At 51.1% G+C, this 12,126-nt stretch carries 9 protein-coding genes; 4 read left to right on the top strand and 5 right to left on the bottom strand.

Translation table 11 applies throughout. The features are described 5' to 3' along the window. Positions 1-54 precede the first annotated feature (54 nt). On the bottom strand, positions 55-984 hold the full coding sequence (locus tag IOQ59_RS17120; protein WP_193954679.1) for a LysR family transcriptional regulator: 930 nt from the start codon (positions 982-984) through the stop codon (positions 55-57). A gap of 117 nt (positions 985-1,101) precedes the next feature. Here IOQ59_RS17120 and speB point away from each other — a divergent pair, with 117 nt between their 5' ends. Next, positions 1,102-2,058: an agmatinase gene (gene speB / locus IOQ59_RS17115; protein ID WP_193954678.1), complete on the top strand. Its 957-nt coding sequence runs from the start codon at positions 1,102-1,104 to the stop codon at positions 2,056-2,058. Positions 2,059-2,898: 840 nt separating this feature from the next. Here speB and IOQ59_RS17110 read toward each other — a convergent pair. Continuing rightward, a complete protein-coding gene (locus IOQ59_RS17110; RefSeq protein ID WP_193954677.1) occupies positions 2,899-3,588 on the bottom strand; it encodes a TorF family putative porin in 690 nt (229 codons plus the stop codon). A 261-nt stretch (positions 3,589-3,849) separates the two neighbouring features. Between IOQ59_RS17110 and IOQ59_RS17105 the strand changes: the two genes are divergently transcribed. After that, positions 3,850-5,334 (top strand): aldehyde dehydrogenase, encoded by a 1,485-nt coding sequence (locus IOQ59_RS17105; RefSeq protein ID WP_193954676.1) that lies wholly within the window; start codon positions 3,850-3,852, stop codon positions 5,332-5,334. 203 nt (positions 5,335-5,537) lie between these two features. Here IOQ59_RS17105 and IOQ59_RS17100 read toward each other — a convergent pair whose 3' ends face one another. From IOQ59_RS17100 to IOQ59_RS17090, 3 genes are all read right to left on the bottom strand, one after another. After that, positions 5,538-6,377: a helix-turn-helix domain-containing protein gene (locus IOQ59_RS17100; protein ID WP_193954675.1), complete on the bottom strand. Its 840-nt coding sequence runs from the start codon at positions 6,375-6,377 to the stop codon at positions 5,538-5,540. Between the two features lie 125 nt (positions 6,378-6,502). Continuing rightward, positions 6,503-7,885: an aspartate aminotransferase family protein gene (locus IOQ59_RS17095; RefSeq protein WP_193954674.1), complete on the bottom strand. Its 1,383-nt coding sequence runs from the start codon at positions 7,883-7,885 to the stop codon at positions 6,503-6,505. A 287-nt stretch (positions 7,886-8,172) separates the two neighbouring features. Continuing rightward, the gene (locus IOQ59_RS17090) at positions 8,173-8,889 is read right to left on the bottom strand and encodes a GntR family transcriptional regulator (protein WP_193954673.1); all 717 of its coding nucleotides are present in this window, start codon (positions 8,887-8,889) and stop codon (positions 8,173-8,175) included. 241 nt (positions 8,890-9,130) lie between these two features. Between IOQ59_RS17090 and IOQ59_RS17085 the strand changes: the two genes are divergently transcribed. Together IOQ59_RS17085 and IOQ59_RS17080 are read left to right on the top strand one after the other, a co-directional pair. Beyond that, positions 9,131-10,468, top strand: a complete 1,338-nt coding sequence (locus IOQ59_RS17085) for a glutamine synthetase family protein (RefSeq protein WP_193954672.1) — start codon at positions 9,131-9,133, stop codon at positions 10,466-10,468. Positions 10,469-10,927: 459 nt separating this feature from the next. Beyond that, a complete protein-coding gene (locus IOQ59_RS17080) occupies positions 10,928-12,022 on the top strand; it encodes a polyamine ABC transporter substrate-binding protein (protein ID WP_193954671.1) in 1,095 nt (364 codons plus the stop codon). Positions 12,023-12,126 lie beyond the last annotated feature (104 nt).

The raw sequence follows: 12,126 nt of genomic DNA, 5'->3' as shown, positions 1-12,126 counted from the left end.
GACGTCACTGTAGAAGTGCAGATTGATTAATCGTACCCAGTTACCGCCCTGTCGCTAGCCCGTTGTCATCATGGCACGGGCGTAACCCTGCACCTCCTGTTTCAGCCACTGTATTGCCGGATCTTCGGCGTATAGCGGATGTTGAACAATCGTCATCTCAATCTCTGGTATACCCTCTGGTGGTGTGACTATCCGCAACGGCAACATCTCGCAGAACAACTGTGCCATATGAAATGGCAGCGTCATGATCGCATTGGTACGAGCAGTAATGCGCGCGCCTGCAGTGTAATTCGTGATGCGGGAGATGTGGTCACGTTGTGTATTCTGTGTACTGAGCCAGCTGTCGATCGGGTTGGCTGTTTCACTTTCCAGATCAAAAAAGACCACATGGGGCTGATTTAAATAGTCCGCCAAACTCAGGTTGTCCGCTATATCTTTATTGTTGATGCCAGCGATACAGACCTGCTGTTGTGTAATCCAAGGCTCTACGATCAGGCGAGGTGGTAGAGGCTGGCTGGCATCCAGTCCAACAATCAGATCCACGGTGCCCTTTTCCAAGCGTGAATAGGCAGTCTCCATCGCAATCAGGTCGATCTCAACTTTTATCTGTGGGGCACGTTGTTGTAACTGGCTGAACCAGCCGGGAAACACCACTGTTTCGAAGTAGTCAGTAGCGGCTATCCGGAATCTACGATTGCTGTGACTTTCAGAAAACGGCGGCGGTGGGTTGAGTGTTTGCTCAATCAGTTGCAGGGCTTTTCGTACCTCTGGCAGCATCGCCAGTGCACGCGGTGTGGGGTGAAGTCCCCCTTCAGTCCGCACCAATAGAGGATCGTTCATCTGTTCCCGCAGTCTGTTTAATGCGTGACTCATGGCGGATTGGCTGAGACACACTTTCTCAGCAGCACGGCTGACATGGGATTCGGTAATCAGCGCTTCAAAAATAATCAGCAGATTCAGGTCAAATTGACGCAACGGTTTCATGAGTCATCTCTGTGGTATGTATATCGTACATATATGAATCATAACTATGCATTTCAATAATTAAAATGCTCTGGGTACTCTAAAGGAAATATAAAAACCGTTTGTTTGGAGAGCCTGATGTCCGAGAACCATACGACCGTTGCTGATGCGGAAATGCCACTATATGGCGCACTGGGAATGACGTTCATGCAATTTCCGCTGTTGCGCCACCTGTCGCAAAGCGATGCGGAAGTGATTGTGAGCGGTGTACCCTATGATATGTCTACATCCGGACGCTCAGGTGCCCGTTTCGGGCCTGAGGGTATTCGCTCTGCGTCAGTCAATATGGTGTGGGAAGGTGCGCGCTGGCCATGGAACTTCGCACTCGATGACCACCTGAAAGTGGAAGATGCGGGCAACGTTTTGTTTAAACACGGTGAGCCACAAACACTGGTCGATAACCTGGAAGCGCATATCAGCCAGATTATGGATGCCGGTAAAACCGCACTGACCTTTGGTGGCGATCATTTTATTACGCTGCCGGTATTGCGTGCCTATGCCAAAAAACACGGCCCGGTGGCGATTATTCACTTTGATGCCCACACGGATACCTATTCCGGCGGCACTAAATACGATCATGGTACGTTGTTTCATCATGCGGTGAATGAAGGTCTGGTGGATACAGAGCACTCTCTTCAAATCGGCATTCGTACCGCTTACGAAACCGATGGTCATCCATTTGAAGTCTTGGATGCTGCGTGGGTGAATGGACACGGGCCAGAGGCCACGCTTCAGCGGATTAAGGATCGTGTAGGCGACAAGCAGGTCTATGTTAGCTTTGATATTGACGGTCTTGACCCATCTTTCGCGCCTGGAACCGGTACCCCGGTGTCTGCGGGATTAAGCATTGATACCGCCTTGAAGATTATCCGTGGGCTGCGTGGTCTGAATCTGATCGGTATGGACGTTGTCGAAGTGGCTCCTGCCTACGATCATGCAGATATCACCTCACTGGCGGGTGCCACGTTGGCACTGGAGTATCTCTATGTCGTAGCCGCCAACAAGGGGGCGGGTGGGGATTACTTGAGTAAGTAAACGGACTGGATCTCCGTTTCTATTTAAGAACCATCTTCTGAAAAGAAGGTGGTTTTTTTATGTGTGGGGCGTGTAAGGGCGGGGCACGCTGCCGGTATACCCTGCAGGGGCAAGTAGGTGATTGGTCTAGGGTTGGGGTGTTGTAGGGCAGGCTTCAGCCTGCCGGTAGCCTGAAGGTTACCCTACAGGAGTACGCAGGTGATTGGTCTAGGGTTGGGGTGTTGTAGGGCAGGCTTCAGCCTGCCGGTAGCCTGAAGGCTACCCTACAGGAGTACGCAGGTGATTGATCTAGGGTTGGGGTGTTGTAGGGCAGGCTTCAGCCTGCCGGTAGCCTGAAGGCTACCCTACAGGAGTACGCAGGTGATTGGTCTAGGGTTGGGGTGTTGTAGGGCAGGCTTCAGCCTGCCGGTAGCCTGAAGGCTACCCTACAGGAGTACGCAGGTGATTGATCTCGGGTTGGGGTGTTGTCGGGCAGGCTTCAGCCTGCTGATAGCCTGAGGTCTACCCTATAGGAGTAAGCAGGTGATTGGTCTAGGCTTGGGATGTTGTAAGGTAGGCTTCAGCCTGAAGGTTACCCTACAGGGATAGCGGGCTTGTGAATCGGGCGGCTGGTAGGCGGTGTCGTGGCATAGTGAATTTGGTCACCGGATTCGAGGCGATATGATTGCTCGGATAAGCAGAAAAAAGCCGCCCGGTACGGCAGGCGGCAAAAGCATTATACGAGCAGGGGATAGGAGACCCCATGACTGAAGAAACCGGGGTAGCGCTGTATGAAGAAGGGGATACCTACAGCGCTGAAAGCCTGTATGTCAGTCAACAAACAGGCCTTTAGAATGTTGATCAGAATGAACGAGAAACTGTCAGCAGCAGTGTATCGTCGTTGCGGAAAGCATCGGAATTTGTTTCGTCAGCGTCTTCTACATCGTTAAACAGGTATGCAGCAGACAGGTCTAGGCCAGCAACAGAGCCGGAGATGCCGATGGAGTAATCTTCGTAATCTTCGATGTCTGAAGAACCCCAGTAGTCACCGAAAGAGTGACCCGCATGCAGGTCCAGGCTGATTTCATCGGTCAGGCCATAGCTGTAATCCACTGCTACGTAGCTTGCGGATTCACCGGTCTGGAAGAAGTCATTGGAGTAGGCGAGGGTCAGAGCCAGATCGCCGTAGTAAAGGCCAGCCATCACTTCCGTGTAATCAGCATCGGAGCTGTAACCCGGATAGGTGTAGTAGTTCAGGGATAGATCGTAGCTGAAATCATCGTTGATATCGGCGCCGTAACCCACATAGTAATCCACTTCCAGATGAGCATCTTCGCCAGCGCCGAAGTCCACATTGCTACCCCAGACACCCGCATAGATACCGTTGTCGAAGGCGGCGTCCAGGCTGCCCTGAATGGCTGCATCACCTGATGACTGGGAGATCCCGCGGAAGCGGTAGTCGTTAGTGAAGCCAACGGTGCCAGAAATCTCTGCAGCTTGTGCGCTACCCATAGCAACCGCCAGAGTGAGACCTGTTAGAACCTTTTTCATCTCTATTCCTCGTTCTTATTTTTTACGTGAGGATTACATTCTCGTGAACTTGAGAGGGTGCTTTATATACCGTTGAGTAGGTATGTCCTAGTAGGTAGACAGAAGGGTTTATAGACGATTGTGAATTGAGCAGAGTTGCATTTTTGCTCCTACCTACTCGGGTGTATATCTCTGCAAAGTGCCGATTGCGTAGACTCCGGCTAATAAGGAACCCTCGGACGCATTCGTCGGTTCCCGGTAACTAGCAGGAGAATATTAATAATGAAAAGCTATAGCGAGTGGCAGGCACAGAGTGAAACGCTGACATTTCACGGCCAAGCCTATATTAATGGACAGTTTCAACCTGCGGTGAGCGGTGAAACCTTTCCATCGATCAACCCCGCTACCGAAAAACTGCTGACGAATGTTGCCAGTTGTGATGCCGCCGATGTGGATCTTGCCGTCGACTGCGCACGTGAAGTTTTCAAATCGGGTGCGTGGTCTGAGATGCATCCGCGTCAGCGTAAACAGATCATGCAGAAATGGGCTGATCTGATTGAACTCCACAAAGATGAGTTCGCGTTGCTGGATACGCTGGATATGGGTAAATCCATCAGCGAGATGGTCAATATCGACGTGCCGGATGCGATCGACTGTTTCCGCTGGACCGCTGAGTGTATCGATAAAGTCTACGGTGAAATTGCTCCAACGGGTGAAGATACACTGGCGATGATTAGCCATGAGCCTGTGGGTGTTGTGGGTGCGATCACGCCTTGGAACTATCCATTGTTGATGGTGAGCTGGAAGATTGCTCCTGCACTGGCTGCCGGTAACTCGGTTATTCTGAAGCCCTCTGAGAAGTCCCCTCTGAGTGCGCTGCGCCTCGCAGAACTGGCCTCTGAAGCGGGTATGCCGGATGGCGTGCTGAATGTCGTGCCGGGCTTTGGTCATACCGCGGGTAAAGCATTGGCGTTGCATATGGATGTTAATGTATTGGCCTTTACAGGGTCGACTCGTGTTGCGGGTATGCTGATGGAATATGCCGGTCAGTCCAACATGAAGCGTGTATGGCTGGAAGCAGGCGGAAAGTCTCCGAATCTTGTGTTTGCAGATGCAGATATTAAGAAAGCTGCTGCGGGCGCAGCCAGTGCAATTTTCGCCAATCAGGGTGAAGTTTGTATCGCTTGCTCTCGTCTGTACGTAGAGAAGAGCATTAAAGAAGAGTTTATGGCCGCGCTGGTGGAAGAGGCGTCACGTTTTCAGGCGGGTGATCCGCTTGATCCAAAGACCACCATGGGACCTATGGTAGATGGCTCGCAACTCGCCACTGTTGAGCGCTATATCCGCTCTGCACAGGATGAGGGCGGTCATGTCGTGGTGGGTGGTGTGCCCGAGTATAAGGAAGGTAAAGGCTACTTCGCTAAGCCAACCATTGTCGATAACGCGCATAACGGCATGACCTTTGTAAAAGAGGAGATCTTTGGGCCGGTGCTGGCGGTATGCGAGTTCGAAACCGAAGAGGAAGCTATCGCACTGGCGAATGACTCCATTTATGGTTTGGGTGCTGCGCTTTGGACACAGAATCTGTCGCGTGCGCATCGGGTCAGCCGTAAGCTGGAAAGCGGCATGGTGTGGGTGAATACGTGGGGTGAAGGTGACACGACCGTGCCGTTCGGTGGCGTTAAAGCCTCCGGTAACGGGCGTGATAAATCCCTGCATGCACTTGAAAAGTATATTGATATTAAGAATGTCCTGATCCGTCTGTAAGGCGGGTCGGGGGCTGCATTGTTGTGATTTGCCCGGTATACGGCCACCGGGTTTCTTTTGAAACCGCTCATTTGAGCGGTTTTTTTTGTATGGAGTTTAGGTGTTGGGAATCGCTACGCTCGTGCGTAACTTGCGGTGAATCAGGCGCTCATGCAGGCTGAGGGCGGTGGTTCTACCCTACATGCCTCAATAGAAGGGGCTCATCAATGGCTGATGATGGCTGTTGCGTCTGCTGCGGCGCTTTCCAGCTCATTCAAATGTGCTAAAAACAGGGTGAATATCTCTGATTGAGTCGAGGTGTTCAGGCGAGTATGAATGTTTTTGCGATGGACCTTCACTGTCCCCAGGCTGATGCTCAGCATGTTGGCGATTGCTTTGGAGGAGTGTCCCTGCAAGATCAAACCTGATATCTCCTGTTCGCGTCGCGTCAGTACGCCGCTGCCAAAGGTATTAAGTGCCTGTTTCATGGCGCCATCAGATTTTTCGTACTGCACATATTCCTGTGACTGAGACAGCCAGAACTGACGCACCAGTGAGTTAATAATCGGATAGATATCCTGCAAGCGATGAAGCTCTGCACGTGTAATCGTGCCCAGACTGGATTTTCGGCCCAGCGAGATGGTGCAGGTGACGTGCTTATCCAGCTCGATAACAAAGTTGATCTCATCGACCAGGTCGAAGTTTTTATAACAACTCTGATAATACTCGGTGGTTTCAAACGAGTCGGGGGCTATTTCGGCCAGACGACTCACACCCGGTGACATGCCGTGCTGAATCGCATTAAACAACGGGTCCAGAATGTAGGACTTATTGATGTAGTTATGCAGGGTTGGGCTTTGATCCGCCGGATCGGTTGGGTGCAGGATGATGGGTTTGAATGACTTTTTATAGGTCACCATCAGAACTGTATCAAAATGGCACTGGGTGGCGAGAAAGTCAGCCAGTACTTTGGGAAAACTGCGCAGGCGGATGTGGTCGATCAGTGATGCGAGATCTTTCTGCCAGCTTACGGATTGTGCGTCCGGATGATATCTGTTGTGCATAAGAACCTCTCTGAATCGGAGTCCTGTCCGCGTTGGTTATACCGCACTGTATGTGCTTGAAAAAAGCTGGCTACATTGCTGTAGCCAGCGAAAAAGGAGTTGTAAAACAACTCCCTGTCTCGGATTTAGCTAACAGACTCAAGTGTCAGGTCAAAGCAGATGCGTGCTTTTTCAATCAGCTCATCCACTTCAGCGTGGCTGATCACCAGCGGTGGTGAAAGCACCATGCGGCTGCCAACAGCGCGCATGATCAGGCCGTTGTTAAAGCAGTGGTCGCGGCAGATCATGCCGATGTCCAGATCACTAGGGAAGAACTCTTTTGTCTCTTTATCCTTAACCAGTGCAATACCGGCAACCAGGCCAACGCCTTCTATATGGCCGACGAGCGGATGCTCTGACAATGTCTCACGCAGTCTCTGCTGAAAGTATGGGCCAATATCTTTGCCTACGTATTCGACGATGTTTTCTTCTTTCATCAGGCGAATGTTTTCAATCGCAACAGCCGCCGCGACCGGATGACCGGAGTAGGTAAAGCCGTGGTTGAAATCATCGTCGTGTTCAATCAGTGCGTTGGCGATACGATCACCCACGGCAACAGCTGCGATCGGCAGGTAACCGGAGGACAGGCCCTTTGCCATCGAGATGATATCCGGTTTGATCGCCAGCGTATCGCTGCCAAACCAGCTACCGGTACGGCCAAAACCACAGATCACTTCATCAGCGGCCAGCAGAATATCGTACTTCTGGCAGATCTTCTGGATTTCGCTCCAGTAGTTCGCTGGAGGGACGATCACACCGCCGGCACCCTGAATTGGTTCGCCGACGAAAGCGGCGACATTATCCGGGCCCACTTCCAGAATCTTCTCTTCCAGCGCGTTGGCACAGGCGATACCAAACTCTTCTTCGCTCATGTCGCCCGCTTCACCATACCAGTATGGCTGGCGGATGCGCTCGATGTTTGGCACCAATGGCGCGCCCTGTTTATGCATACCGCTCATGCCGCCCAAGCTGGTACCGCCCACGGTGCTGCCATGGTAAGCATTTTCCCGGCTGATCAGAATGTTGCGGTATGGCTTGCCTTTAATGGCCCAGTACTGGCGCACCATGCGAATGATCGTATCGATCGCTTCAGAACCTGAGTTTGCAAAGAAGATGTGGTTCAGGTCACCCGGGGTCACGCTGGCGATCTCTTTTGCCAGCTCTGCTGCCGGTGTATGCGTGGTCTGGAAAAAGGTGTTGTAGTACGCCAGCTCGTTCATCTGTTTGGTGGCGACATCGACCAGCTCTTTGCGGCCGTAACCCATGTTGACGCACCACAGGCCTGCCATGCCATCAAGAATCTTCTGACCTTCGCTATCCCACAGATAAACGCCTTCACCTTTACAGATGACGCGTGCGCCTTTTTTATTCAGTGCGCCGGTATTGGTAAACGGATGCAGGTGATGTTCGGCGTCGGTGGCCTGAACCACGGCGGTGATTGAGGAATTGTTGTTTTTATCTTCTAGCATCTCTCTCTCCCAACGGTGCTTTCACTGAATCGTAAATGGCGTGAAAGCTGAAGAACGTGACATTGTTAATTGAAAAAATGTGATCATAAAAACAAAGGAGGCGTGCTCCTTGAGATGATCATTTGATTTCATTTTGTGATCACAAAATTACAAAGTCAACAAAAAAACGGATATGACTGTACGCCGGGTTGTAGAGAAAACAGTCTGATTTTGTCTGGAAGTGGGATGGATTCTGGGAATGTTAGGCTGCAATAAAAAGGTGCGAAAAGGAGGGGGAGCCGCTAAATCTAGTTAACGGCGTGAGTCGATTGTTCGATGAAGCTGTGTAGCAGCTCGGGGGTGCCAGCGAAGGCGATACCCTCACGAATATCGGCAGTGATTGCCAGTTGAAGGGCAAATGCATCCTGCTTTTCTATCGCACTCATGGCTTCATTATGCCGGTCGATCAGATAGTGTTCTTCCAGTTTGCTGGTGGCCAAACGCATAAAAGGGCCAAGCTGTAACCACAAACTTTCGATCAGTGGCAGCGTGACCTGGTGGGGGTTCGCTGTATACAGGGCACGGTGAAAATTCTGATTAAGAATGCTGACCTGTTCCAGGTCACCTTGCTCCTGGGCCACGTCAATCAGGTGATCCAGCTCCCTGAGTTGATTCAGTCGTGTCGCGTCTATATAAGGTAGTGCCCGTGCTGCGGCATGGGATTCGATGGCGATACGTGCTTCGCAGAGCTCATTAAATTTCATCGCGGTCATGCGCGGCACCATGACACGGCGATTGCCCTGGATCTCCAATGCATTTTCTGCTGCAAGCTGTCGCAATGCTTCGCGTACTGGCATGGGGCTGACGTCCAGAATGCGGGCCAACTCACGAATCGTGAGGGCGCGACCGGGTAAAATCTGGCCATTCATCACGGCGTAGCGCAGGGTCTGATATACCCACTGGGTTATAGTTACAGCGTCGTCACGCTCAGTTAAGGTGATTTCTATCGGAGATTTTTTATCCATTTCGATTACGACTTGGCTCTTTTTTATCTCCTATTCTAATGCGATCACGAATCTGGGTGAATGGTTTTTTGTCTTTCAGGCAAATCTTGACCATAAGGATGATTTGTGATCACATTGGGTTAAGGTTTGTGATCACATTTTTGGTTTTGCTCTATGCTCAAAAGAGAGCGTGCAAAACACGGTGGCACATGTAGCACTGCACCGAATAAGTGCGACAAGATTTCGAGAGAGAATCTTATATATGTCTTCTAATAACGATAAAGAATTTGACCTGTTTATTACCGACCTCAACGGTAATCTGCGCGGCAAGCGTATGCCTGCAAACGCAATCAGCAAGGTAATGGAAGAAGGCGTTAAACTGCCGCGCTCCGTTATCGGTTTCGACTTCTGGGGTGATGATGTACTGGATAACGGTCTGGTATTTGAAACCGGCGACAGCGATGGTGTGTGCATGCCAGTGCATGACAAACCGGTACCCGTGCCTTGGGCTGAGTCTCCGCGTGACCAGATTCTGGCGACGATGTTTAATCCGGACGGCACGCCGTTCAGTGCAGACCCTCGTCAGGCGCTGAATTCAGTGGTTGATCGCTTTAAAGCACTGGGTCTGACCCCGGTCGTGGCGACTGAACTTGAGTTCTACCTGATGGATGGCAAGTCTGAAGAGACGCAGCGTCCGCAGCCGCCGATTCTGGTGGAAGGTCATGGCCGTCGTTTGGCTGAGACTGATTGTTACTCTATTGATGAGATGGATGGACTCTCTTCTTTCTTCGCCGAAGTGCGTTCAGTCTGCGAAGAGCAGGGTGTGCCAGCGGATACAATTATCTCCGAGCTGGGTCCGGGACAGTTTGAGATCAATCTCAACCACGTGCCGAATCCGATGCAGGCCGGTGATCAGGCGATTATGTTTAAGCGTCTGGTGCGAGGTATTGCACGCAAACACGGTTATGCCGCGACCTTTATGGCAAAACCGTATGCGAACAAGAGTGGTAACGGTTTCCACGTGCACTTCAGTTTGCTCAACGAATCCGGTGAAAACGTCTTCGACAACGGTGGAGATGAAGGTACCGATGTACTGAAGCACGCAGTGGCCGGTCTGATGCACACCATGGCTGATAGCATGCTGGCCTTTGCGCCACATATGAACTCCTATCGCCGCTTTATGGTCGGTGCACATGCGCCAACCTGTGCCAGTTGGGGGTATGAGAACCGTACCGTAGCGATCCGTATTCCAGAAAGCCCACCGATTGCCCGCCGTATCGAGCATCGTGTTGCAGGTGCGGATGCGAACCCATATCTGGTGTTGGCGACGATTCTGGCCGGTGCGTTATACGGCATTGAGAACAAACTGATGCCACCATCCCCGATTCAGGGTGATGCCTACACTGAGGCGAATCAGGATCTGATCTTGCCGAACAAGTGGGATGAAGCGACCGATATCTTCAATCGCAGTGAAGTGTTGAGAGAGTATCTCGGTGATGAGTTTGTGCGGGTGTTTACCGCCGCTAAACGTCAGGAGCTGCGAAAACTGCATGCGCAGATCTCCGATATAGAATACGAATCCTATCTCGGATTCTTGTAAGACCAGACCCCTGTGGATCGCCGTAAGGATGATTCACAGGGGTTTTTTTATGCCTTGCTGAAAGGTTTTCATGGATGGTGAAAATCAAAGATATACCGCTCTGTAAAGGGTGAGAAGGTGTTGCTGAAAGGGTTGATTTTGTCGTGGCTTATACCTTTGGTTAATGGTTAACATCATGATTTGTAAGGGGATTTTAAAATACCTACTGGGGGGTATATAGATCATCCAAGTGGGTAGCGTACATTCAAATTAGCGTGTTACGCGTGATGAGATAAGCGCCTTAAAGCGACTGTCTCTGGCTAGGCTTGAACGCGGTTGATAGAGCAAGCCCCTATCGCCTCTGATGACCGTGATAATAAAAACAAAAGATAAACGTCTGATGACGCCAAACGAAACCTACGGGTTGTGAGGGTGACCAGACGAAGCAGCGAAATGCTGTGCCTAAAATGGAGAATCTTTATGCACCTCAAGAAAATTGGTTTGACCGCCGCACTTCTTACCGCCGCTCTGTCTACCACTGCTGTTGCTGAACAGCAGGTTCTGAACGTCTACAACTGGTCTGATTACATTGATCCTGCTGCGGTTAAGCAGTTTGAAGCTGAAACCGGCATCAAGGTGAATTACGACGTTTACGATTCAAATGAAGTTCTGGAAGCAAAACTCATGTCCGGCGGCAGCGGCTATGACGTGGTGGTGCCAACCGGTTCATTTTTGGAACGTCAGGTTAAGGCGGGTATCTATGCTGAGATCGACCGTTCTAAGCTGAGTAACTACAGCAATCTGGACAGCGTGCTGATTGAAAAAATCTCGCGTCATGATGCTGGTAACAAGCATAACGTTCCGTACGCATGGGGCACGATTGGTCTGGGCTACAACGAAGCGATGGTGAAAGCCCGTTTGGGTGATATGCCAGTTGATACGCTGGACCTGCTGTTCAAGCCGGAAGTTGCGGCCAAACTGGCGGATTGTGGTATCGGCTTACTGGATTCACCGGCAGAGGTGATGTCCATCGCGCTGAACTATCTGGGCTTAGATCCAAATTCTGAAAAGAAAGCCGATCTGAAAAAAGCCTCTGCACTGATCAGTGCGGCCCGTCAGAACTATAAGTACTTCCACTCCGGCAAATACATCTCTGATCTGGCGAATGGCGAAATCTGTGTTGCGCTGGGCTACAACGGTGATGTTCTGCAGGCGCAGAGCCGTGCTGAAGAAGCCGGTCAGGGTCACAAGATTGGTTATGCCATTCCTAAAGAGGGCACGCTGGTCTGGTTTGATCTGATGGCGATCCCGTCAGACGCTCCGCATCCGGACGCGGCGCATCAGTTCATCAACTACGTGCTGAAAGCTGAAACAGGCGCAGGCATTGCGAACTACGTGTACTACGCAGTGGCGAACAAAGCGGCCGAGCCGTTGCTGAATAAAGATGTCATTGGTAACCCGGGTATCTACCCATCAGACGAAGTGAAAGCGAATCTGTTTACCCAGAATGCGCACACGGCGAAGTTTGATCGCAAACTGACGCGTGCCTGGACAAACATCAAAACTGGGCGTTAAGGCCCATACTAGAAGGGGAGCGTTGTTCCCCTTCTGTTTCTCGACCGCTGCATTTGGCAAGTCTCTAAATAAGCGTGTTCTGTTCATAGCGTGCTTATTTAGAA

It is taken from the genome of Pontibacterium sinense (assembly GCF_015209595.1).
Lineage (GTDB): Bacteria > Pseudomonadota > Gammaproteobacteria > Pseudomonadales > Balneatricaceae > Pontibacterium > Pontibacterium sinense.
Note: the sequence above shows the minus strand (reverse complement) of the source record. Positions and strands in the feature narration are given on the sequence as shown.